At 67.0% G+C, this 22,285-nt stretch carries 19 protein-coding genes; 9 read left to right on the forward strand and 10 right to left on the reverse strand.

Going from position 1 to position 22,285, the window contains the following annotated elements; all coding sequences use genetic code 11:
- The first annotated feature begins 22 nt into the window (after positions 1–22).
- Positions 23–898 (forward strand): DMT family transporter, encoded by an 876-nt coding sequence (locus tag AC3WMU_RS10690; protein WP_492282372.1) that lies wholly within the window; start codon positions 23–25, stop codon positions 896–898.
- Between the two features lie 10 nt (positions 899–908).
- On the opposite strand, the gene AC3WMU_RS10695 is transcribed toward AC3WMU_RS10690, so the two are convergent.
- Both AC3WMU_RS10695 and AC3WMU_RS10700 read right to left on the reverse strand, forming a co-directional pair.
- Entirely contained in the window at positions 909–1,793 is an 885-nt protein-coding gene (locus tag AC3WMU_RS10695; protein ID WP_006226865.1) for a DMT family transporter, read from the reverse strand.
- Positions 1,784–2,512 carry a GNAT family N-acetyltransferase gene (locus tag AC3WMU_RS10700; protein WP_492282306.1) on the reverse strand — a complete coding sequence of 243 codons (729 nt, stop codon included), beginning with the start codon at positions 2,510–2,512 and terminating at the stop codon, positions 1,784–1,786. The genes AC3WMU_RS10695 and AC3WMU_RS10700 overlap by 10 nt, the downstream gene beginning before the upstream one ends.
- A gap of 122 nt (positions 2,513–2,634) precedes the next feature.
- Here AC3WMU_RS10700 and pdxR point away from each other — a divergent pair, with 122 nt between their 5' ends.
- A complete protein-coding gene (gene pdxR / locus AC3WMU_RS10705) occupies positions 2,635–4,125 on the forward strand; it encodes a MocR-like pyridoxine biosynthesis transcription factor PdxR (protein ID WP_492282307.1) in 1,491 nt (496 codons plus the stop codon).
- Positions 4,126–4,143: 18 nt separating this feature from the next.
- Here the strand turns inward: pdxR and AC3WMU_RS10710 are convergent, their stop codons facing one another.
- Both AC3WMU_RS10710 and AC3WMU_RS10715 read right to left on the reverse strand, forming a co-directional pair.
- Positions 4,144–4,440 carry a hypothetical protein gene (locus AC3WMU_RS10710; protein WP_006226868.1) on the reverse strand — a complete coding sequence of 99 codons (297 nt, stop codon included), beginning with the start codon at positions 4,438–4,440 and terminating at the stop codon, positions 4,144–4,146.
- Positions 4,440–5,072, reverse strand: coding sequence for a LysE family translocator (locus tag AC3WMU_RS10715; protein WP_006226869.1), 633 nt, complete (start codon positions 5,070–5,072; stop codon positions 4,440–4,442). Before AC3WMU_RS10715 ends, AC3WMU_RS10710 begins: the two co-directional genes overlap by 1 nt.
- A gap of 273 nt (positions 5,073–5,345) precedes the next feature.
- Here AC3WMU_RS10715 and AC3WMU_RS10720 point away from each other — a divergent pair, with 273 nt between their 5' ends.
- The gene (locus tag AC3WMU_RS10720) at positions 5,346–6,170 is read left to right on the forward strand and encodes a DUF72 domain-containing protein (protein WP_492282308.1); all 825 of its coding nucleotides are present in this window, start codon (positions 5,346–5,348) and stop codon (positions 6,168–6,170) included.
- A gap of 18 nt (positions 6,171–6,188) precedes the next feature.
- Here the strand turns inward: AC3WMU_RS10720 and gorA are convergent, their stop codons facing one another.
- Positions 6,189–7,547, reverse strand: a complete 1,359-nt coding sequence (gene gorA, locus AC3WMU_RS10725) for a glutathione-disulfide reductase (RefSeq protein ID WP_492282309.1) — start codon at positions 7,545–7,547, stop codon at positions 6,189–6,191.
- 162 nt (positions 7,548–7,709) lie between these two features.
- Between gorA and AC3WMU_RS10730 the strand changes: the two genes are divergently transcribed.
- Complete coding sequence (locus AC3WMU_RS10730) at positions 7,710–8,333, forward strand: LysE family translocator (protein WP_492282310.1); 624 nt, start codon at positions 7,710–7,712, stop codon at positions 8,331–8,333.
- A 22-nt stretch (positions 8,334–8,355) separates the two neighbouring features.
- On the opposite strand, the gene aceE is transcribed toward AC3WMU_RS10730, so the two are convergent.
- A complete protein-coding gene (aceE, locus tag AC3WMU_RS10735) occupies positions 8,356–11,019 on the reverse strand; it encodes a pyruvate dehydrogenase (acetyl-transferring), homodimeric type (RefSeq protein ID WP_492282311.1) in 2,664 nt (887 codons plus the stop codon).
- Between the two features lie 183 nt (positions 11,020–11,202).
- Positions 11,203–12,285 (reverse strand): copper-containing nitrite reductase, encoded by a 1,083-nt coding sequence (nirK, locus tag AC3WMU_RS10740; protein ID WP_006226874.1) that lies wholly within the window; start codon positions 12,283–12,285, stop codon positions 11,203–11,205.
- A gap of 194 nt (positions 12,286–12,479) precedes the next feature.
- Between nirK and AC3WMU_RS10745 the strand changes: the two genes are divergently transcribed.
- Positions 12,480–13,253 (forward strand): Crp/Fnr family transcriptional regulator, encoded by a 774-nt coding sequence (locus AC3WMU_RS10745; RefSeq protein ID WP_280027767.1) that lies wholly within the window; start codon positions 12,480–12,482, stop codon positions 13,251–13,253.
- 4 nt (positions 13,254–13,257) lie between these two features.
- Here AC3WMU_RS10745 and AC3WMU_RS10750 read toward each other — a convergent pair whose 3' ends face one another.
- Entirely contained in the window at positions 13,258–14,064 is an 807-nt protein-coding gene (locus AC3WMU_RS10750; RefSeq protein ID WP_088590449.1) for a formylglycine-generating enzyme family protein, read from the reverse strand.
- A gap of 105 nt (positions 14,065–14,169) precedes the next feature.
- Positions 14,170–16,455 carry a nitric-oxide reductase large subunit gene (locus tag AC3WMU_RS10755; protein WP_492282312.1) on the reverse strand — a complete coding sequence of 762 codons (2,286 nt, stop codon included), beginning with the start codon at positions 16,453–16,455 and terminating at the stop codon, positions 14,170–14,172.
- Between the two features lie 232 nt (positions 16,456–16,687).
- Here AC3WMU_RS10755 and AC3WMU_RS10760 point away from each other — a divergent pair, with 232 nt between their 5' ends.
- Both AC3WMU_RS10760 and AC3WMU_RS10765 read left to right on the forward strand, forming a co-directional pair.
- On the forward strand, positions 16,688–17,146 hold the full coding sequence (locus AC3WMU_RS10760) for a MarR family winged helix-turn-helix transcriptional regulator (protein ID WP_006226879.1): 459 nt from the start codon (positions 16,688–16,690) through the stop codon (positions 17,144–17,146).
- On the forward strand, positions 17,143–17,865 hold the full coding sequence (locus AC3WMU_RS10765) for an aspartate/glutamate racemase family protein (protein WP_492282313.1): 723 nt from the start codon (positions 17,143–17,145) through the stop codon (positions 17,863–17,865). Before AC3WMU_RS10760 ends, AC3WMU_RS10765 begins: the two co-directional genes overlap by 4 nt.
- A 5-nt stretch (positions 17,866–17,870) precedes the next feature.
- Here the strand turns inward: AC3WMU_RS10765 and AC3WMU_RS10770 are convergent, their stop codons facing one another.
- Complete coding sequence (locus tag AC3WMU_RS10770) at positions 17,871–18,581, reverse strand: Crp/Fnr family transcriptional regulator (protein ID WP_006226881.1); 711 nt, start codon at positions 18,579–18,581, stop codon at positions 17,871–17,873.
- Between the two features lie 163 nt (positions 18,582–18,744).
- Between AC3WMU_RS10770 and AC3WMU_RS10775 the strand changes: the two genes are divergently transcribed.
- Entirely contained in the window at positions 18,745–20,424 is a 1,680-nt protein-coding gene (locus AC3WMU_RS10775) for an acyl-CoA synthetase (protein WP_492282314.1), read from the forward strand.
- A gap of 42 nt (positions 20,425–20,466) precedes the next feature.
- Complete coding sequence (locus AC3WMU_RS10780) at positions 20,467–22,236, forward strand: acyl-CoA dehydrogenase (RefSeq protein WP_088590445.1); 1,770 nt, start codon at positions 20,467–20,469, stop codon at positions 22,234–22,236.
- Positions 22,237–22,285 lie beyond the last annotated feature (49 nt).

Consider the following 22,285-nt stretch of genomic DNA (forward strand, 5'->3'; position numbering starts at 1 on the left):
GGACGCGCTCGCAACCAGCGGCATGCTGGCCCTGTGCGTGTGCTGGGGTTTCCAGCAGATCGCCATCAAGCTGGTGGCCGGTGATATCGCGCCGATCATGCAGATCGGCCTGCGCTCGACGTTCGCGGCGCTGGTGCTGGCGGTGGTGGTGTGGCGGGCCGAGGGCTTGCACGCATTCCGCGACGGCACCGCCCTGCCCGGCCTGATCGTCGGCCTGCTGTTCGCGGGAGAATTCCTGTTCGTGGCGCAGGGCCTGCTCTACACCACGGCCTCGCACATGTCGGTGTTCCTGTACACCGCCCCCATCTTCGCCGCGCTGGGCCTGCATTGGCTGTTACCTGAAGAACGCATGCGCCCGCTCCAGTGGCTGGGCGTGGCGATCGCGTTCGGCGGCATCGGGGTGGCGTTTTTGGGCAAGCCAGCGCAGGCGGGATCCTCGAACATGCTGCTGGGCGATGCCATGGGCCTGGCCGCGGGCTTGCTCTGGGGCGCCACCACGGTCGCCATCCGCAAGACCTCGCTATCGGAAGCCGCGCCTTCCAAGACGCTCTTCTATCAGATGGCGGTGGCCGCCATCGGGCTGCTGGCCTATGCCGCCGCCACCGGTCAAGACACCATCCGCTACACGCAGGCCGCCGTGCTGAGCGTGGCCTTCCAGTCGGTGGTGGTGGCGCTGTCCAGCTACCTCGCCTGGTTCTGGCTGCTGCGCCGCTACCTGGCGTCGCGGCTGTCGATCCTGTCTTTCATGACACCGCTGTTCGGCGTGAGCTTCGGCGTGCTGATTCTGAACGAGCCGCTGGACGCCGGTTTTGTCATTGGCGCGGTGCTGGTGCTGTCGGGCATCACGCTGGTCAGCGGCGCGGAAGTGATCAGGAACCTGTTGCGCAAGCGGGGGTGAGCCGCCGGCGTCACCCCCGCGCCTTGCCCAAGTTCAGTACGATCAGGGCCGCCCCGGCCAGCACGAAGGCGAAGCCCAGCCAGTCTGCCGCGCCCGGCCGGTCGCCCACCAGCGCCATCGCGCCCAGCACCCCGACCACGGGCACCATCAGTGTCGTCAATGCCGCGACGGTGGCGCTGACCTTTTCGCTCAGCACGAACCACAGCCAATACGCCACCGCCGTGCCCAGGATGATGTGAAACGCCAGCGCGCCGGCCACCCGCGCATTCCAGCCCTGCGTGGGAAACGACTCGCCCGCGATCAGCATGCCCGTCAAGGCGCAAGCCGCGCCTACCACCAGTTGCCAGGCCGTCACCACGATACGGTTGCCCGCCACGGGCCACCGCTTCAGATAGACCGTGCCGGCGGCCCAACCGAAAGCGGCGATCAGCGGAAAGGCCAGGCCTTTGGTCGCGGCAATGTCGTGGTCGACAAAGACGGCATGCAGCACCGGCCAGGCCAGGATCGCCACGCCCAGCGCGCCCAGCGCCAGCGCCACGGCCCGGCGCCGGTCGGGGCGTTCGCCCAGCACGGCCCAGGCCAGCACGGCCGACATCATGGGCATGGTGAAGGTCAACACCGCAGCGCGCGAGGTGCTGGTGCTGAGCTGCGCCCACGCCACCGCCAGGTTGAACACCGCCACGGCCAACAGGCCGCCCACGATGATGCCGGGCCACGACGCACGCGGAGGCAACAGGGCCACGCGCTTGGCCAGGGCCAGCAGCAACAGCAGCACCGCACCGCTGCCTAAGCCCATGACACGCAGCGTGAACGGCGGGAAGATCGACAGAATGATCTTCACCGCCGGCCAGTTCAGCCCCCAGAACAGCGCAAGCGCTATCGGGATCAGGCGCACGCGGCCTTTTCCCGGGCGGTCAGTTCGGCCAGGCCCTTGCGCTGGTTGCCTTCGGCGTCGAAATTCTCGGGGTCCAGCCAGCGCTCGTAGGCAGTGCGCAGCGCCGGCCACTCGCTGTCGATGATCGAGAACCATGCCGTATCACGGCTGCGGCCCTTGTAGACCGTGGCCTGGCGGAAGATGCCTTCGAATTGGAATCCCAGCCGGGCGGCGGCCTTGCGCGACGGCGCGTTCAGGCTGTCGCACTTCCATTCATAGCGGCGATAACCCAGTTCGTCGAACGCGCGGCGCATCAGCAGGAACTGCGCCTCGGTCGCGATGCGGGTGCGCTTGAGCTGGCGCGAGAACGACACGAAGCCCACTTCGATCACGCCGTTGGGCGGGTCTATCCGCATCAGCGCCAGCGTGCCGATAGCGCGGCCCGTTTCCAGATCGATGATGGCATGATGCAAGGGGTCGCTGCCCGCCTGCGCGGCCTCGGCGAACGCCCGGTAGGCGGCCTCGTCGGCAAAAGGCCCGACGCCCATGTAGGTCCAGTCGCTATCGTCCGGCGCCTGGCTGAAGGCCTGATACAAGTCCGCCGCGTGGCGCTCGGCGGACAGGGGTTCCAACCGGCAGTAACGGCCAACGGCCGGCGTCAGGGGCGGACGCGCGCGCGGGGTCCAGCCGGGAACATCAGGGCCAATGGGTTGTTGGAATGCGTTGACGCGGGGTTGCATGCTACGGGCCTCATCCTGGTTAGCGCGCGTCGCCGGCGGTGGCGGACGCAACACGCATGACCTCACGATATCGGAATCGTGGCATCATAAAAAGCACCACGATCCTTGAATTTAATAGGGCCATGACTCCCCTGCCATCCCTGGGCGACCCTGCTGACGCCGCCCTGTTGTCCAGCCCGCTGTCGCGCGGCCCCGGCGCGCTGCCTCGCCAGCGCCAGCTGATCCAGCGGCTCAAGCAGGCCATCCTGGCCGGCCAATTGCCCGCCGGCGGCAAACTGCCATCGTCGCGCGCGCTGTCCGAGGACCTGGATATTTCGCGCAACACGGTCCTGATCGCCTACGAGCAGCTTACTGCCGAAGGCTATGTCATCGCCGACCGGCAAGGCACGCGCGTGGCGCCGCTGTCGGCCGCCGCCAGCAACGCCGCCCGGCAGGCCGCGCCGCCCCCAGCCGAATCCTCCTTCACCGCCAAGCGTCTGTCGCGCATCGTAGCCTCGCGCTACCTGCACGACGGTTCCCTGCCGATGACGCCCGGTACCCCCGCGCTGACGCAGTTCCCGGTCAATGCGTGGCGCCGCGCGCAGGACCGCGCGCTGCAGGCCGCCCCGGCCACCACGCTGGGGTATGGGCATCCGGTGGGCGAACCCGCGCTGCGCGAAGCCATCGCCCAGTACCTGCGCGTATCGCGCGGCGTGCGCTGCGAGGCCTCGCGCATCGTCATCACTGAAGGCGCACAGGGCGCGCTGGCGCTGTGCGTGCAACTGCTGACCAACCCCGGCGACACCGCATGGCTGGAAGACCCCGGCTACCGAGGCGCCAAGTCCGCCTTTCATGCGGGCGACCTGGACGTCGTGGCGATGCGCGTGGACGCCGACGGCATGGTGATTCCCGAAGACGCGTGGCAGACGCGCCCGCCGCGGCTGATTCAGACCACGCCGTCGCACCAGTACCCCACCGGCGCCGTGCTGTCGGTGGCGCGCCGGCTGGACCTGCTGGAACGTGCGCGCCGCGCGGGTGCGTGGATCATCGAAGACGACTACGACAGCGAATTCCGCCATCAGGGCGAGCCCATCGCGGCCATGCAGGGCCTGCTGCCCGACGCCCCCGTACTGTATGTGGGCACGTTCAGCAAGACCATGTTCCCTGCCCTGCGCCTGGGTTTCCTGGTGCTGCCCGAAACCATCGCCACGCAAGCCATGCCGTCCGTCATCGAAATGCTGCGCGGCGGCCACCGGCTGGAACAACTGACCATGGCGGCCTTCATCGACAACGGCCAGTTCTCGCGCCACCTGGGCCGCATGCGGCGGCTGTACCGCGAGCGCCAGGCGGCGCTGCGCGACGCGCTGGCCGCGCACCTTGAGATCGATCATGAAGTGCTGGGCGGCCACAGCGGCCTGCACCTGACCGTGCGACTGCCGCCGGCGTTTTCCGATGTGGCGATCGTGGAGCAGGCGCGCAAGCTGGGGATGAACCCCGGCGCGCTCTCCTCATTCGCAATCACGCCCCGCCCGGAAGACAATGGGCTGGTGATCGGATATGGGAACACGGGGGCCGAGCGGTTCCCGGCGCTGGTCGGCCGGCTGCGGGATATCGCGTTGAAAGCCCGGCGCTGACGGCCAGGCCGCCCGCGGCTAATCCACCAGCCCGCCCAGCACCAGCACCGCCAACACCAGCCAGAAGAGAAATCCGATGATGGAGCGGCGCAGCAAGGCCTTGACCGCCGCCCACAGGAACATCAGGCCCAGCACCAGCAGGACGAAGTTGAATATCGACGGGCTCATGCCCATCGCGCCGGCCAGTCCGGAATAGAAGTCGCCCAAGGCGCCGCCCAGGCCGCCCAGCAGCCACTTGATGCCCGCAACGATGCCGCGCAGCGCTTCGCCGAGCATGCCGCCCAGCGACGCGAAAAAGCCGCTATCGTGTTCCATCAGCGGCGCGTATCCATGATCATGCGCACGGCCAGGCCCGCCAGCACCGTTCCCATCAGCCAGCGTTGCACGACCATCCACAGCGGACGGCCCGCCAGGAAGCCGGCGATCGATCCGGCCATGATGGCGATGACGGCATTGACCGACAGGCTGACCGCCACCTGCGTCATGCCCAGCGCCAGCGACTGCGTGAACACGCTGCCGTGGTCGGGCTGGATGAATTGCGGCAGCAGCGACACGTACATCACCGCGATCTTGGGATTCAGCAGATTGGTCACCAGGCCCATGGTGAACAGCGTACGCGGGCTGCTCTTGGGCAGTTCGCGCACCTGGAACGGCGAACGGCCGCCCGGCCGGATCGCCTGCCACGCCATGTACAGCAGGTACAGCGCGCCGCCGATACGCAGCGCGTCATAGGCCAGCGGCACCGTCAGCAGCAAGGCGGTGATGCCGAAGGCGGCGCACAGCACATAGAAGATGAACCCGACCGCCACGCCGCCCAGTGAGATCAGACCCGCCTGGGGGCCTTGGGAAATAGAGCGGGACACCAGGTAGATCATGTTGGGCCCGGGCGTAAGCACCATGCCCAGCGCAACCAGGGCGAACGTCAGCAGATGAGTCAGGTCAGGCATGATGAGCCGGCGGGCGCCGGGCGAAGTCGGATTGAAGGCCTACACGTTATCGCAAAACTGTACCGGAACAGGAGTTTTTTGTCGTAGGCAAACACGCAAGGTGTTTGCTGGCATGAAGGCAAACTCCAGAAGTTCGCAAAGGGTCGGATTGCCGTATCGCGAATACGACAGCCGCGCCAGTGTTACTTCCTGTTCCGGGCCCGCACGCTTTACGCCGGCATGGGCGCGGCGATACAGTGGTCAGGTTCGTCCGATTGCATGGAGCACCTGGACATGCCGCAGCGTCACCCGTCCGTGGTGGGCAGTTCCCCCCGTATCCGCGTTGGCATAGGAGGCTGGACCTACGCGCCCTGGCGCGGCCCGTTCTACCCCGAGGGCCTACCCCACGCGCGGGAACTGGAGTACGCCAGCCGCCAGCTGACCGCCATCGAAATCAACGGCACCTATTACAGCACCCAGAAGCCGGCAACTTTCGCCAAATGGCGCGACGAGACGCCAGAGGGGTTCGTGTTTTCGCTCAAGGCGTCGCGCTACGCGACCAACCGCCGCGAATTGGCCGGCGCCAAGGATTCGATCCAGCGCTTCGTGAACAGCGGCATTGCCGAACTGGGACCTAAGCTGGGCCCGGTGGTCTGGCAGTTCGCCCCCACCAAGACCTTCAACGCCGAGGACTTCGGCGCCTTCCTGGAATTGTTGCCGGACAACGTCGACGGCCTGAAGCTGCGCCACGTGCTGGACGTGCGGCACGCCAGCTTCGCGTGCGACGAATACCTGGAATTGGCCCGCCGCCACCGCGCCGCCACCGTCTACACCGACAGCGAAGACTTCCCGGCCATCGCCGACCGCACGGCCGATTTCGTCTATGCGCGCCTGATGCGCGCCAGCCCCACCTTCAAGGCGGGTTATGCGCCCAAGGTGCTGGATGCCTGGGCCGAGCGCCTGCGCACCTGGGCGCGCGGGGCCGACCCGGCGGACCTGCGCCGCATCGGGCCCGATCCCTCGGGCGCCGCGCGGCCGCAGGACGTCTACGCGTTCTTCATCAATGGCGCGAAAGAACGCGCGCCGGCGGCGGCGCGCGCCATGATCGAACGCTTGTAGCGCTCCGCCGGTATCGCCTTACTGCGCGACCGGGGTGCGCAGCGTGACGAACTCTTCGGCCGCCGTGGGGTGGATGCCAATGGTGTCGTCGAACACCTGCTTGGTCGCGCCCGCCTTCAGCGCCACGGCGATGCCCTGCACGATTTCGCCCGCGTCGGGGCCCACCATGTGCACACCCAGCACGCGGTCGGTCTTGGCGTCCACGATCAGCTTCATCAGCGTTTTTTCCTGCGACTCGGTCAGCGTCAGCTTCATGGGCCGGAAACGGCTTTCGAAGAGCTTGACCTCGTAGCCGGCCTCGCGCGCCTCTTCCGTCGTCATGCCCACCGTGCCAATGTTCGGCAGGCTGAACACGGCGGTCGGGATCAGCTTGTAATCCACCTTGCGGTATTCCTCGGGGCGGAACAGGCGGCGGGCCACGGCCATGCCTTCGGCCAGGGCCACCGGGGTCAGCGGCACGCGGCCGATGACGTCGCCAATCGCCAGGATGGAGGGCTCGGCGGTACGGTATTCGTCATCCACCTCGATGAAGCCGTCTTTCTTCAGCTTGACGCCGGTATTTTCCAGGCCCAGGTTATCCAGCATCGGACGACGGCCCGTGGCGTAGAACACGCAATCGGCCTCGATGACGGAACCGTCCTTCAGCGTGGCCGCCAGCGTGCCGTCGGCCTGCTTGTCGATGCGTGTGACTTCGGTGTTGAAGCGCAGGTCGATACCCTTTTTCACCAGCTCGTCGCGCAAGTGTTCGCGCACGCCCTGGTCAAAGCCGCGCAGGAACAGCGGGCCGCGGTAGGCCTGGGTGGTCTGTGCACCCAGGCCGTTGAAAATCGAGGCGAACTCCACGGCGATGTAACCGCCGCCCACGACCAGCACACGACGCGGCAGCGCCTTCAGAAAGAAGGCCTCGTTCGAGGTGATGGCGTGTTCCTTGCCCGGGATGTCCGGCACCTGCGGCCAGCCGCCGGTGGCCACCAGGATGTTGGCGGCGCTGTGACGCTGGCCATTGATCTCGACCGTATGCGGGTCGACGATGCGGGCGTGGCCTTCCAGCAGCGTCACGCCGCTATTGACCAGCAAATTGCGGTAAATGCCGTTAAGGCGCTCGATCTCGCGGTTCTTGTTGGCGATCAGGGTGGGCCAGTCGAACGACGGCTTGCCGGCGGTCCAGCCAAAACCGTGCGCCTGCTCGAAGTCCTCGCTGTAGTGGGCGCCGTAGACCAGCAGCTTCTTGGGCACGCAGCCCACGTTGACGCAGGTGCCGCCCAGATAGCGGCTTTCCGCCACCGCCACGCGCGCGCCGAAGCCCGCCGCGAAACGGGCGGCGCGCACGCCGCCGGAGCCCGCGCCGATCACAAACAGATCAAAATCGAATGCCATGGTGTTTCCTTCGCGAGAAGCCTTGCGGCCACGCGTTCACTGTCCGGGAAAACCGTATTTAACACCACCCGGCGCCGGGGCATTCCCAAAGCGCTGCGATTGGCCTACAGTCACCGGCACGGCTGCCCGGCAGCCCCCCTACCCCATCGGAGCGCGAGTCCCATGTCGCTTGAAACCTGGTTGGCCTTTCTGGGCGCATCCGCGCTGCTTGTCATGCTGCCCGGCCCGACGATCCTGACCGTCATCAGCTATTCCATGACGTACGGCAAACGCGCGCGCCTGCCGCTGGTGCTGGCCGTGGCGCTGGGCGACTCCACCGCCCTGGTGCTGTCGTTGCTGGGCTTGGGCGCCCTGCTGAAGGCCTCTGCCTTCTGGTTCACGGTGGTCAAGACCGCCGGCGGGCTGTATTTGCTGTATCTGGGCTTCAAGCTGCTGCGCGCGGGCGTGGCTCCGGCCTCGCTGCCTGTGGCCACCGCCGCGGCCTCGCGCTGGAAGCTGTTCGCCAACACGTACCTGGTGACGGCGTTGAACCCCAAGGGCATGATTTTCTTCGTCGCCTTCCTGCCGCAGTTCATCGACCCGGCGGGCGACGTGACGCGCCAATTGTGGATGCTGTCGGCCACGTTCGTCGCCTGCGCCGGCATCAACGCCGCCGCCTATGCGGTGTTCGCGGGTTCTGCCAGCCGGCTGCTGGCGTCGCCCCGGGCGCAGCGCGGCTTCAACCTGGGCGGCGGCGCCATGCTGTCCGCAGCCGGCGTCTGGGCCATGCTGGCGCGCCGGGTCTAGCCCCGACGCGCGTCCTGATCCCCTACGGCAAGGCGGCGGAAACCGCTTCTGCGTCGATGCCGTAGCGGGCGATGGCGTCGGCCGCCTTCGCCCGGTCAATCAGACCGTCGTCCGCCAATGCCTTCAAGGCCGCCAGCGCGATGTGATGGCGGTCCACCCCGAAGAAGGAACGCAGCGCCTGCCGCGTATCCGACCGGCCGAATCCGTCCGTGCCCAAAGTCACATAGCGGCGGCCCGCCATGAACGGCCGGATCTGCTCGGGCACCGTCTTCATGTAGTCGCTGGCCGCCACGACCGGACCGATGCTGCCGGCCAGCGCGGTTTCGGCGTAGCCGCGGCGCGCGTCCTCCAGCGGATGCAGGCGGTTCCAGCGTTCGGCCTCGTGGCCGTCGCGCCCCAGTTCCGAATAGCTGGTCACGCTCCAAACGTCGGCGGCCACGCCGAAGTCCTGCTGCAGCAGATCTGCGGCGGCCAGGGTCTCGCGCAAGATCGCGCCGCTACCCAGCAATTGCACCCGCAGCGCGCCCGGCGCCGCCTCGCGCAAGCGGTACATGCCCTGCAGGATGCCCACCTCGGCGCCCGCCGGCATGGCCGGATGCGCGGTCTTCTCGTTGATCAGCGTCAGGTAGTAGAAAACGTCTTCCTGATCCTGGTACATGCGGCGCATCCCGTCCTGCACGATCACCGCGATTTCATAGGCGTAGGCAGGATCGTAGGCACGGCACGACGGAATGACCGAGGCCAGCACGTGGCTGTGGCCGTCGTCGTGCTGCAAGCCTTCGCCTTCCAGCGTGGTCCGCCCCGACGTCGCGCCCAGCAGGAAGCCGCGCGCGCGGATGTCGCCCGCCGCCCAGGCCAGGTCGCCCACGCGCTGGAAGCCGAACATCGAATAGAAGATGTAGAACGGAATGGTGGCAACACCATGCGTGCTATGGGCGGTGGCCGCGGCGATCCACGACGACATGGCGCCCGACTCGTTGATGCCTTCCTGCAGGATCTGGCCCTTGCGGTCTTCGCGGTAGACGCTGAGCTGGTCGGCATCCTGCGGCGTGTACAACTGCCCCACGTGCGAGTAAATGCCTACCTGCCGGAACATGCCGTCCATGCCGAACGTGCGCGATTCGTCCGGCACGATCGGCACCACGCGCGGGCCGATCTCCGGGTCTTTCAGCAATTGCGCCAGCACGCGCACGAACGCCATCGTGGTGGAAAACTCGCGCCCGTCACTGCCCTTCAGGTGCGAGGCGAACGCGTCCAGCGCCGGCGTGGCCAGCGGGCCGGGCCCAGCGGGACGGCGGGGCAGATGGCCGCCCGCCCGCGCGATGGCGGCGTCGAAGTAGGCCTGTTCCGCGCTGCCCGGCGCGGGCTTGATGTAGGGAATCTGCTCCAGCTGATCGTCCGGCACCGGAATGGCAAAGCGGTCGCGGAACGCGCGCACGGCCGGGTCGGCCATTTTTTTCTGTTGGTGGTTGGTGTTCGCGGCTTCGCCGGCCGCGCCCATGCCGTAGCCCTTGACGGTCTTGGCCAGGATAACGGTGGGCTGGCCGCGATGCGCCAGGGCCGCCGCATAGGCGGCATAGACCTTGGCCGGGTCATGCCCGCCGCGGTTCAACGCGCCGATCTCGTCATCCGACAGATGGGCCACGCGTTCCAGCAGCACCGGGTCCGCGCCAAAGAAGTGTTCGCGCACATAGGCGCCGCCGCGTGCCTTGAACACCTGATACTCGCCGTCCACGCACTGCATCATGCGGCGGCGCAGGCGGCCGTCGTGGTCCTGGGCCAAGAGCGCGTCCCAGCCGGCGCCCCAGATTACCTTGATGACATTCCAGCCAGCGCCGCGGTACACGCTTTCCAGTTCCTGGATGATCTTGGCGTTGCCGCGCACCGGGCCGTCCAGCCGCTGCAGGTTGCAATTGACCACGAAGATCAGGTTGTCCAGCTTTTCGCGCCCGGCCATCGCCACGGCGGCCAGCGTTTCGGGCTGGTCCTGCTCGCCGTCACCCAGGAATCCCCAGACCTTGCGGCCTTGCACGGGTATCAGTTCACGGTCCTCCAGATAGCGCATATAGCGCGCCTGATAGGCGGCCATCAGCGGCCCCAGGCCCATCGACACCGTCGGGAACTGCCAGAACCCGGGCATCGTGCGCGGGTGCGGATAAGACGCCAGCCCGCCCCCGCCGATCTCGCGGCGGAAGCGGTCAAGCTCGGCTTCCGAAATGCGGCCTTCCAGATAGGCACGCGCGTAGATGCCCGGGGCCGAATGGCCCTGGATGTACAGCATGTCACCCAGGAATTCCGGCGTGGCCGCCCGGAAGAAATGGCGGAAGCCGGTTTCGTACAGCGTCGTGGCCGACGCATAGGTCGCGATGTGGCCGCCCACGCCTGAGGTCTTGCCCGCGCGCAGCACCATGGCCATGGCATTCCAGCGCAGGTAGGCGTCCAGGCGCTGTTCGACCCCCAGGTCGCCGGGAAACCCGCCCTGCGCGGCCGCAGCGATGGAGTTCACGTAAGGCGTGACGCCCGGCGCCGCGTAGCGGCCGTTGGCCGCGCGGTCCTGGTTGATCAGTTGATCCAGCAAATAGTGCGTGCGCGACAGGCCTTCGTGGGCCAGCACGGCCTGCATGGCCTCCAGCCATTCCTGGGTTTCCTGCGGGTCGGCGTCGATCGGGTCGATCGGGGTGTCCATAGGCGTCCTCCTCTAGGTGCGTGGGCGGCGCCTGGTCGGGATAGCGGGCGCCGTCATTCCACATCGTGAATTGCAATTGCATAATGTGCAATTGCAATCGTAGGGAGGTTTTTTAACAATTGCAAGTGCAACTATTCACGCACAGCTGGGCGCCATGGCGGCGCCCTTGCCCGTCGAAGCCACTCAGCGCGGAATCGGCGCCGGCGCCTTGATCTGCTGCATCAGGTCGTTATTCCACTTGCCTTCGACCTTGATGTGCCCGGCCGCGCCCAATTCAAAGGCTTCGATCAGGTTGTGGTTCAGGTATGCGTACACGCCCGGCTGCTTGAAGGTGTACAGCGCGGCCCCCGCCGAGCCGCCCCGGATGAACCAGGTTTCCAGGTTTTTCTGGGGCGGGTTGCCAAATTTTCCGGTTTCCCAGACCCAGTCGCCATGGCCCCCGATCAGATGGGGCCGCGTGTCGCGGTTGGCCTGCGAATGGATCAGCATCACGGTCTCGCCCACCTTGGCCGTCAAGGCGTTGTCGCCCATCAACGCGCCGACCTTGCCATTGAAAACGATGTGCGACGGGGTCAGCGTGCGCATCACCTCCAGCGTGTCCGCGTAGCTGTCGGCCAGCGTCGCGTAGTCCTTGTATTTGCCGTTTTCGTCCTTGGGGATGTAGAGGTCGAACTCGCCGATGGTGTAGACGCGGTCGTAGTGCAGCGGCTTGCCGTCCGGGTCTTTCAAGCCGTCGCGCGGCAGCACCATCAAGGTGCCGCTCATGCCCGACACCACGTGCCAGGGCACCATGCCCGTCGGCGCACAGTGATAGACGAAGGTGCCGCTGCGGTCCGCCTTGAAGCGCAGCGTGGCCTGTTCGCCCGGGTTCACATTAGTCAGTTGGGCGCCGCCCAGCGCGCCCGTGGCGGCATGGAAGTCCACGTTATGCGGCATCGCGTTGGTGGCGGGATTCACCAGCGTCACCTCGACGTAATCGCCCTCATGCACGACCATCGTCGGGCCCGGCAACGACCCGTTGAACGTCATGGCCTGCAAAGTGGTGCCCTTGCCGTCGATGACCATTTTCTTTTCTTCGATGGTCATGACGAATTCGATCACCTTGGGCCCGGACCGCGCCACCTGCTCGTGCGGATGGACAAGCGGCGGGGCAACCAGCGCGACCTTGGCGCGCGGCAACTGGTCGGCGTTCTGGGCACCGGCCAGGCCAGCCGCCAGCGTGAAAAACAAGGCCGTGGCGATCACGGTGGGACGCAAGGCATTCATATGCAACTCCTCTTTCCGATTCTTCAACGCCGAGTCTGTCGGCAACTCCATTGAAGGCGTCGCGCACGCATCCTTCTTTGCTGTAGCGCAAACTCGCGGCCAGGCAATGCCCGCGTGCGCATTGCCGGCACGCGGCCGCGGTGTCACCATCAAGGCGTGGAAATCTGCTCCGCCCTTTCAAACGGACCATCGCCATGCCATCGCCGCTTTGCCACGCCCTGCTGCGCAACCTGGATCTGTTCAGGCCGCTGTCCGATGCGCAGTTGAGCGCCGCGCTGCAAGGCGCCGCGCCCTGTCGGCTTGAGGCCGGGGCCGTGGCGTATGCCCAGGGCGCACCGGGCGCGCACTTCTTCGTGCTGCTGCACGGTTGCCTGAAAGTGGTCCAGGTCACGCCAGAGGGCGAGCAGATCATCGTGCGCTACGTCAACCCGGGCGACATGTTCGGGCTGGCCTGCGCCATGGGGCAGGCCTGTTATCCCGCCACGGTCCTGGCCGTGCAGGAAAGCGTGTGTCTGGCCTGGCCCGCCGCGGCCTGGTCTACCTTCACCGCCAGCCATCCGCAGCTGGCCGCCACCGCCCTGCACACGATGGGGCACCGTTTGCAGGAGGCGCACCAGCGCATCCAGGAACTCTCCAACGACGACGTCGAACAACGCGTGGCGCGCACGATACTGCGGCTGATCGACCAATCCGGCCTGCCTACCCGCGACGGCGTCGACATCGGCTTTCCCATCACGCGGCAGGACATCGCCGAGATGACCGGCACCACCCTGCACACCGTCAGCCGGCTGCTCAGCGACTGGAAACAGCGCGGCATCATCGGCGGCGGCGGGCGCATGCGCATCGTGCTGCGCTCGCCCGCCGCGCTGGCCCGCCTGTGCGGGCATGCCCCGTTGCCGGTGGATTGCGCCGCCTGCCTGTCGTGCCGCGCGGGCCCGTCCGCGGCCGTTGTTCCCGCCGTGCACTGAACCCCTAGCCAGTTTCCATCACCAGGCGCAGGCCCAGATTGGCCGGCGGCACGCCCACGGAACACGCGCCGTTCCTGGGGTTGCGGATGAAGTCCGGCAGATAGGCGATATGCCGGCCCGCCGCGACGCGGATGCCGCAATTGCCCTCGCCGGCCGTCTCCTGCGGATCGTCCAGCGCCGCCGTCAACTCGCGACGCACATGGCAATCCGACGTCCAGTCCCACACGCTGCCTGCCATGTCCTTCACCCCTCTGGCGTTGACGCCGTACGCGCCAAACGCGCGCACCTCGCCGTCCGCCTGTCCGCTTGCCTGTTGCGCATATTCCGCCAGCCAGCGCTGCGCGGGATCGTCGCGGTCGGGAAATGGTTCGACCGCCGTTTCGCGGAACGCTTCGCCCGCCGCATAGGCCCATTCGGCATAGGTCGGCAAGCGAAACCGCTGGCCGGTGCCGGCCGACAGCCAGGCAGCGTAGGCGTCGGCATCAGCCCAGCTGATGCCCACCGCCGGCCGATCGGACGCCGACGCCCGCCGTTGTTCCGCATCTAGCGGCTTGCACGCGCCCGCGGCTACACACGACGCATACTCGGCCTGGCTGACCTGGCGGGTCATGATGGAAAAACCTTGGGGAAAGCGCGCAAGCCGCGGCACGGGCGTTGCGGGATAGCCGTTTTGCAGCACCTCGCCAGGCGGCACGTGGCGCAGTTCACCCGGTGGCAGGCGGGTCAGTTCCGGCACGGCAAGGCGGGCCCGGTCGGCGGGCCCGCAGGCGGTCATCAGCAAGGACAGGACCGCGAGGCAAAGCAGGCGCATGGAAGGCTCCGGAGGCCCCGCGCCGACCTGGCGCGGGCAAGTCTCCATTGAACCGGCCGATGCGCGCAGCCACGTTGCGCTGGCGCAAAGTCGGGATCGTCTGCCCTACCCTTGCGCGGTCCCGGCCCGCAGGCGCGGTTCTGCCAGGGCGGGACGGGTGCTCAACAATCCCAGGATCACCTGCATCACCATCGCCAGCGCGCCCAGCAGGAACACCACGTCGCCGAACGTGCGGCCCCAGCGCAGCGTCTTCAGCAGGTCCTGCTGCATGAAGGCCTCACTGCGGGCATACCAGAGCCCCTCGCTGACGCTGGCGTGGAACTGGATCAGGCCGATCGGCAGGAGGCTGGTGAAGATCATCAGCGCCAGGCCGATGTTCAAGCCCCAGAACGCCAGTTTCATCAAGCCGGGGCTTAGCGCGTAGTGCGGACGGATGTAGCGCAGCACCAGCAGGGTGAATCCCAGCGCCAGGAATCCATAGACGCCGAAGAGCGCCGCGTGCGCGTGTACCGGCGTGGTGTTCAGGCCCTGGATGTAATAGAGCGAGATCGGCGGGTTGATCATGAAGCCGAATACGCCTGCGCCCAGCATGTTCCAGAACGCCACGGCCACGAAGCACATCAGCGGCCACTTCAGGTCGGCCATCCAGGGCGCGCGCGACTTCAGGCGCCAGTTCTCCCACGCCTCGTGGCCCAGCACGATCAGCGGCACCACCTCAAGCGCCGAGAAGCTGGCGCCCACGGCCATGACGGGCGTGGTGGTACCCGCGAAATACAGGTGATGGAACGTGCCCGGAATGCCGCCCAGCATGAACAGCGAAGCCGAAGCCAGGCTGGCCGTCGTCGCCATGCGGCGCGACACCAGGCCCAGCGTCGAGAAAATGAATGCCAGCGCCGTCGTCGCGAACACTTCGAAGAAGCCCTCGACCCACAGGTGCACGATCCACCAGCGCCAGTACTCCATCACCGTCAGGTGCGTGCGTTCGCCGTAGAAGAAGCCCGCGCCGTAGAACAGCCCGATCGCGCCAACCGACGCCGTCAGCAGCGCCAGCAGGTTCTTGTCGCCGCCAGGCTTGCGCAAGGCGGGCACGATGCCGCGCAGCATCAGCACCAGCCAGAAGCAGATGCCGGCGAATTTGCCGATCTGCCACAGCCGGCCCAGGTCCACGTATTCATAGCCCTGATGGCCAAGCCAGAAGTTCAGGTCGGGCGGCATGATCTGCGCGATCGCCAGATAGTTGCCGGTGAACGACCCGACCACCACCAGCACCAGCGCCCAGAACAGGATGTCGACGCCCGCCTTCTGGAACTTCGGGTCGCGCCCGCCGTTGATCAGGGGCGCCAGGAACAGGCCCGCCGCCAGGAACCCGGTGGCGATCCAGAACAAGGCGCTCTGGATATGCCACGTGCGCACCAGCGAATACGGGAACCACTGGGACACGTCGATGCCGTAGAACTTCTGGCCTTCGACCGTGTAGTGCGCCGTGAAGCCGCCCAGCAGCACCTGGAAGCCGAACAACGCCACTACCAGGAACAGGTACTTGCCCAAGGCGCGCTGCGATGGCGTCAACGCGAACGTGGTGAGCGGATCGCGTTCAGGCGCCTGCGGCTCGTCTTCTTCTTTGCCACGCAAGAACGCCCAGGCCCAGACCAGCAGGCCGATGCCCGCCAGCAGCACCACCACGCTGATGATGGACCACATGACATTTTCGGCGCTGGGCTGGTTGCCGATCAGCGGCTCATGCGGCCAGTTGTTGGTGTAGGTGACGGTTTTCCCTTCGCGCTCGGTCGCCGCCGCCCACGCGGTCCAGAAGAAGAACCGGGTCAGCTGGGTCCGGCGCGCGGCGTCGGGCAAGGTGTTTTCCTTCATCGCGAAGCTTTCGCGGCTACCGTGCAGCGCGGGCGCATCGGAAAACAGCTGGTCGTAGTAGGCGGCGGTCTGCGCGATGGCGCGCGCCCGGCGCGGGCTGACGGTCAGCGTGTCGGTCGCGGCATCACTGCGGTTGGCGCGGTATTCGGCCTTCAGCGCTTCGCGCAGGGCCGCCTGCTCGGGCAGGGCCAACTGCGCATAGGCTTGGCCGTGCTGATCGCGCGCGGCCAGATCCAGCCAGGCCGTCAGTTCGCGATGCAGCCAATCGGCGGTCCAGTCCGGCGCCTGGTACGCGCCATGCCCCCAGACGGAACCCAGCTGCATGCCCCCCACGGATTGCCAGGCGGTCTGGCCGTCCAGGATGTCATCGCGGCCGAACAGGCGCGCGCCGTCGGCCGTGGCGACCGTGCCGGGGATGGGCGGCGCCTGCCGGTAGACCTCGCCCCCGTAGAATCCAAGCAATGCGAACGTGATCGCCACCACGGCGATCAACGTGAACCATAATTTCCGATACGGACCCATGATGGGAACGCCCTCCAGTGTTGCGGTTAGTGGGGTACGTTCCCTTATGCGAATTCCGTGCCAGGAAAAAGCAGCGTCAAATCAAACGCTTGAATTCGGGACGGTCATTTTGACCCTGACCAAAACGGGTATAAATCACTGCCAGCAGGTACTTTCCACCCTGACACGTCGAGCCCTGCCTTCTACAATCGCGGGCTGCATCCCTGCATTTCAACCAAAAGGAACCGACCGCATGGCCACGGGCAAGCCCGACGCGTGGAGCCTCTTCCTGACCGCGCATGCGCTGGTGGTAGAGGAAATCGAAAAGCGGCTGTCGGCCGCCGACCTGCCGCCGCTGGCGTGGTACGACGCGTTGTGGGCGCTGGAACGCGCACCCGATGGCACGGCGCGCATGTTTGAAATGGCCGAACGCATGGTGATCGCGCGCTACAACCTCACGCGCCTGATGGACCGCATCGAAGCCGCGGGCCTAGTGGAGCGCTTCCGGTCCGACGAAGACCGGCGCGCCACCTACGCCCGGCTCACGCCCAAGGGCCGCGCGCTGCGGCTCCAGATGTGGAAGGTGTACGGGCCCGCCATCGACGAACTGTTCCTGTCGCAACTACCCGCCTCGCAGCAGGCGGCGATGGCCGAGAGCTTCCGCCAAATCGCCCGCCACGTGCGCGCCTTGAACAAGGAGTCCTCAGAATGAACGCCACACCGCTACACATCGGCATCGTCGCCTGCTCGGCCGAGGGCGCGGCGCTGTGCTATCGCACGCTGTGCGCGGAAGGCGCGCAACGCATGGGGCCGCACGCGCACCCGGAAATCTCGCTGCACACCCATTCGCTGGCTGACTACGTGGTCTGCCTGGATCGTGGTGACCTGCCCGGCGTGGGCGCGCTGATGCTGTCGTCGGCCGACAAGCTGGCGCGCGCGGGCGCAGATTTCCTGATCTGCCCTGACAACACCATCCACCAGGCGCTGGCCCATGTGCTGCCGCAGTCTCCGCGGCCCTGGCTGCACATCGCCGAGGAAGTCGCCACCGACGCCGCGGCGCGCGGCTATCGGCGCATCGGCATCCTGGGCACGCGTTGGCTGGTCGACAGCGATGTCTATCCCGACAAGCTTGGCGTGCAAGGCCTGGACTATGTGCGGCCCGGCCAGGAAGACCGCAGCGCGCTCGCCCGCATCATCATGGATGAACTGGTCTACGGCGTGTTCAAGCCCGAATCGGTGACGCGGCTTCAAGCCATCATCGGCAATTTGCGGGATGCCGGCTGCGACGCCGTGGTGCTGGGCTGCACCGAGCTTCCGCTGGTGCTGAACGACGGCAATTCCGCGTTGCCCACGCTGGACTCCACCCGTATTCTGGCGCGCGCCGCCTTGACGCGCGCCCTGCAGCCGCCCCGCGCCCAGCCTCCCCGCTAGGCGGCTCAGATCTGATCCAGGCCGTACTGCCGCAGGCGGTCCAGGCCCAGCACCTTGATCTGGTTGTACGCCAGCGCCAGGATGCCCTGGTCGGCCAGCGCCTGCAACGCCTGGTTGACCCGCTGGCGCGACAGGCCGGTCAGATACCCCAGTTCTTCCTGCGAAATCGCCAGGGTCAGATCGGTGGACGGATACAGCTGCGGATTGAACAGTTGCGCCAGCGACTGCGCCACGCGCGCATCGGCGTCCAGCAAACGGTGGTTCTGGATGGACGCGATGAATTCGCCCATCCGGTCATTCAACTGGCCGATGACAAAGTGCGAAAACGGCAGGCTGGCCGACAGCAGCGCGTGAAACGTCGCGGCCGGCACCAGCATCACCAGCGACGGCTGGATCGCCACCACATCGTATTTGCGCAGTTCGCGCTTGATGACGCTGCCTTCGCCGAACCAACCGCCCGGCGGCACGCCCGAGAACGTGCAACTGCGTCCGGACTCGTTGTAGATCGCCAGTTTCAGCAAGCCGGCGTGCACGCCCAACCAATAGTCCGACGGCGCATTGCGCCGCGCGATCCAGGCGCCGCTGGCCACGTGTTCGGCGCGCGCGGTCGCCAGCACCAGATCCTGGTGGCGGCCGTCCAGTGCGCCGAACCAGGCGCAGGCCCGGAACAGGCGGGACAGTTCCGGGGCGGAAACAATGTTTGAAACGTCGGTCATGGGCAGAACCGTGTAAAACTGGAGTTTGCAGGGTCGACCGGCGGTCTGTCATGCAGGCGACAGACAGTATTTTCCGGCGCGCCCTAAGCTCACGCAAGCGACGGGAATCAAGGTTCCCGAAAATAGACAAGGGGCGCCTGGGCGCCCCGCTCGGAGACAACGCATGAGCAGCATGTTCGACCACGGCCTGGCGCGCCGCGACGCCAACTATGAAGCCTTGACCCCGGTGGATTTCATCGCCCGGGCGGCGGACGTCTACGGGCACCGCCTGGCGGTGGTGCACGGCAAGGTGCGCCGCACCTGGGCCCAGACATACGAGCGCGCCCAGCGGCTGGCCAACGCGCTGGCGAATGCCGGCATCCGGCGCGGCGACACCGTCGCGGTGATGCTGCCCAACATCCCCGCCATGGTCGAAGCGCACTTCGGCGTGCCCATGCTGGGCGCGGTGCTGAACACCCTGAACACCCGGCTGGACACCCCCAGCGTGCTGTTCATGCTGGGCCACGGCGAGGCCCGCGCGCTGATCGTCGACACCGAATACGGCGACGTCGCCCAGCGCGCCCGCGCGGAATTCCCGCACCTGAAAATCGTGTCCGTGCACGATCTGGACAGCGCCCCGGCCACGCTGCCCGGCGCCACCGACTACGAAGCGTTCCTGGCCGACGCCCCCGCCCACTACGACTGGAAGCCGCCCGCCGACGAATGGGACGCCATTGCGCTGAACTACACGTCCGGCACCACCGGCGACCCCAAGGGCGTGGTCTACCACTACCGCGGCGCCTACATGAACGCGGTCAGCAACATCCTGGAATGGGACATGCCCAAGCATGCGGTCTATCTGTGGACCCTGCCGATGTTTCACTGCAACGGCTGGTGCTTCCCGTGGACGGTCGCCGCGCGCGCCGGGGTGAACGTGTGCCTGCGCAAGTTCGATCCCAAGACCGTGTTCGACCTGATCCGCGACGAGGGCGTCACGCACTACTGCGGCGCACCCATCGTGCAAAGCGCGCTGGCCAATGCGCCGGCCGAGATGCGCGCCGGCATCACGCACACGGTGCGCACCATGGTGGCGGGCGCCGCGCCCGCGCCGGCGGTCATCGCCAAGATGCGCGACATCGGCTTCGAGTTGACGCACGTGTACGGCCTGACGGAAGTCTACGGACCGGCCGCCGTCTGCGCCCGTCAGGAATCGTGGGACGTGCTGGACGACGAGCGCCGCGCCCTGCTCACCGCGCGCCAAGGCGTGCGCTACCACCTGCAGGCGGGCATCTCGGTACGCAACCCCGACACGATGGAAGAAGTGCCCGCTGATGAACAGACCGTGGGCGAGATCATGTTCCGCGGCAATATCTGCATGAAGGGCTACCTGAAGAACGAGCGCGCCACCGAGGAGGCCTTCGCAGGCGGCTGGTTCCATACCGGCGACCTGGGCGTGATGACGGCCGACGGGTATGTCCGCATCAAGGACCGCAGCAAGGACATCATCATCTCGGGCGGCGAGAACATCTCCAGCATCGAAGTCGAAGACGCGCTGTACCGCCACCCTGCCGTCGCCGCCGTGGCGGTGGTGGCCATGCCCGACCCCAAGTGGGGGGAAACGCCATGCGCCTTCGTCGAGCTGAAGGCCGGCTGCACCGCCACCGCCGAAGAGATCATCGCGCACTGCAAGCTGCTGCTGCCCGGCTTCAAGGTGCCCCGCGCCGTGCGTTTCGGCGAACTGCCCAAGACCTCCACCGGCAAGATCCAGAAATTCGAACTGCGCGCCGCCGTCGGCGCAACCCGGGCCATCGACGTGGCCGACCCCGATTCCAAATCCGATTCCAAACCCGATCAGGCCGGCTGAACGCCGTCCCCGCACAACCCTGAATCCAGGAGCTCCGACGCCATGACGTACCAAGCCCCCGTGAAAGACATGCTGTTCGTGTTGAACCATCTGGCCGGATTGCAGCAAGTCGCTGCCCTGCCCGGTTTCGAGGAGGCCACGCCCGACACCGCCCAGGCGGTGCTGGAAGAATCCGCCCATTTCGCCGCCGAGGTGCTGGCGCCGCTGAATCACCCCGCCGACCGCGAGCCCAGCGCCTGGCGCGACGGCGCCGTAACCACGGCGGCCGGTTTCAAGCAGGCCTTCCGCCAATACACGGAGGCCGGCTGGCAGGGCATGTCGCATCCTGTCGAATACGGCGGCCAGGGACTGCCCGGCCTGATCGGTTCGCCTTGCTCTGAAATGCTGAACGCCGCCAATCTGTCGTTCGCGCTGTGTCCGCTGCTGACCAACGGCGCCATCGAAGCGTTGCTGACCGCCGGTTCCCCCGAGCTGAAAAAGCGCTTCATCGGCCCCATGATTTCGGGTCAATGGACCGGCACGATGAACCTGACCGAGCCGCAGGCCGGTTCCGACCTGGCGATGATCCGCACGCGCGCACAGCCGGTGGGCGACGGCACCTACCGGCTGTCAGGCACCAAGATCTTCATCACCTACGGCGACCACGACCTGACCGAGAACATCCTCCACCTGGTGTTGGCGCGGCTGCCGGACGCGCCCGAAGGCGTCAAAGGCATTTCGCTCTTCCTGGTGCCCAAGTTCCTGGTGAACGAAGACGGCTCGCTGGGCGCGCGCAATGACGTCACCTGCGTGTCCATCGAACACAAGCTGGGCATCAAGGCCAGCCCCACCGCCACCTTGCAGTTCGGCGACGCGGGCGGCGCGCTGGGGTATCTGGTCGGCCAGGAAAACCGCGGGCTGGACGCCATGTTCATCATGATGAATGCCGCCCGCTATGCCGTAGGCGTGCAGGGCATCGCCATCGCCGACCGCGCCTACCAGCATGCGCTGGCCTATGCCGCGGACCGCGTGCAGAGCCGTCCGGTGGACGGGTCCTCGCGCGAGGCCGTGGCCATCATCCAGCACCCCGATGTGCGCCGCATGCTGGGCACCATGCGCGCCCTGACCGAAGCTGGCCGCGCGCTTGCCTACGTCACCGCCGGCCATGCCGACCAGGCGCACGCCCACCCCGACGCCGACGTGCGCCGCCGCCATCTGGCCGTCCAGGAGTTTCTGGTGCCCATCGTCAAGGGCTGGTGCACCGAGATGTCCATCGACGTGGCCAGCCTGGGCGTGCAGGTGCACGGCGGCATGGGCTTCATCGAGGAAACCGGCGCCGCCCAGTACTACCGCGACGCCCGCATCCTGACCATCTATGAAGGCACGACCGCCATCCAGGCCAATGACCTCGTCGGCCGCAAGACGCTACGCGACGGCGGCGCCGTGGCCCAGGCCTTGCTGGAAGCCATCCGCCAGACCGAATCGGAGCTGGAATCGCGCAGCGAACCTGCCGCCAATCTGGTGCTGAAGCCGCTGCGGCAAGCTCGGCTGGCCCTGGCGAACGTGGTGGACTTCGTGCTGGCCAACGCCGCCAGCGCGCCGAACGCCGTGTTCGGGTCGGCCGTGCCCTACCTGCTGCTGGCGGGCACCACGCTGGCCGGCTGGCAGATGGCGCGCGCGCTGCTCGTCAGCCTGGACCATCAGCAGGAAGATCCCGAGTTCCATCAGGCCAAGATCGCCACGGTGCAGTGCTATGCGCTGCACAAGCTGACCCAGGCCCCGGGCCTGGCGGCCGTGGTCCTCGGTTCCAAGGACTACGAGATCCAGCCGTAACCGCCAGGCAGCCGCATGACTACAAGACCGCGATTTCGCGGTCTTTTTC

Source organism: Achromobacter sp. FW305-C-13 (assembly GCF_058783475.1).

Excerpts from the sequence above, each read along its gene's own strand:
- gorA (WP_492282309.1), bottom strand. The coding sequence starts at position 7,547 with ATGGCATTCGATTTTGATCTGTTTGTGATCGGCGCGGGCTCCGGCGGC.
- AC3WMU_RS10765 (WP_492282313.1), top strand. The coding sequence starts at position 17,143 with ATGAACGCCACACCGCTACACATCGGCATCGTCGCCTGCTCGGCCGAG.
- AC3WMU_RS10780 (WP_088590445.1), top strand. The coding sequence starts at position 20,467 with ATGACGTACCAAGCCCCCGTGAAAGACATGCTGTTCGTGTTGAACCAT.
- AC3WMU_RS10745 (WP_280027767.1), top strand. The coding sequence starts at position 12,480 with ATGCCATCGCCGCTTTGCCACGCCCTGCTGCGCAACCTGGATCTGTTC.
- AC3WMU_RS10770 (WP_006226881.1), bottom strand. The coding sequence starts at position 18,581 with ATGACCGACGTTTCAAACATTGTTTCCGCCCCGGAACTGTCCCGCCTG.
- AC3WMU_RS10755 (WP_492282312.1), bottom strand. The coding sequence starts at position 16,455 with ATGGGTCCGTATCGGAAATTATGGTTCACGTTGATCGCCGTGGTGGCG.
- AC3WMU_RS10710 (WP_006226868.1), bottom strand. The coding sequence starts at position 4,440 with ATGGAACACGATAGCGGCTTTTTCGCGTCGCTGGGCGGCATGCTCGGC.
- AC3WMU_RS10730 (WP_492282310.1), top strand. The coding sequence starts at position 7,710 with ATGTCGCTTGAAACCTGGTTGGCCTTTCTGGGCGCATCCGCGCTGCTT.
- nirK (WP_006226874.1), bottom strand. The coding sequence starts at position 12,285 with ATGAATGCCTTGCGTCCCACCGTGATCGCCACGGCCTTGTTTTTCACG.
- AC3WMU_RS10775 (WP_492282314.1), top strand. The coding sequence starts at position 18,745 with ATGAGCAGCATGTTCGACCACGGCCTGGCGCGCCGCGACGCCAACTAT.
- AC3WMU_RS10720 (WP_492282308.1), top strand. The coding sequence starts at position 5,346 with ATGCCGCAGCGTCACCCGTCCGTGGTGGGCAGTTCCCCCCGTATCCGC.
- AC3WMU_RS10760 (WP_006226879.1), top strand. The coding sequence starts at position 16,688 with ATGGCCACGGGCAAGCCCGACGCGTGGAGCCTCTTCCTGACCGCGCAT.
- AC3WMU_RS10690 (WP_492282372.1), top strand. The coding sequence starts at position 23 with ATGCTGGCCCTGTGCGTGTGCTGGGGTTTCCAGCAGATCGCCATCAAG.
- AC3WMU_RS10715 (WP_006226869.1), bottom strand. The coding sequence starts at position 5,072 with ATGCCTGACCTGACTCATCTGCTGACGTTCGCCCTGGTTGCGCTGGGC.
- aceE (WP_492282311.1), bottom strand. The coding sequence starts at position 11,019 with ATGGACACCCCGATCGACCCGATCGACGCCGACCCGCAGGAAACCCAG.
- AC3WMU_RS10700 (WP_492282306.1), bottom strand. The coding sequence starts at position 2,512 with ATGCAACCCCGCGTCAACGCATTCCAACAACCCATTGGCCCTGATGTT.
- AC3WMU_RS10750 (WP_088590449.1), bottom strand. The coding sequence starts at position 14,064 with ATGCGCCTGCTTTGCCTCGCGGTCCTGTCCTTGCTGATGACCGCCTGC.
- pdxR (WP_492282307.1), top strand. The coding sequence starts at position 2,635 with ATGACTCCCCTGCCATCCCTGGGCGACCCTGCTGACGCCGCCCTGTTG.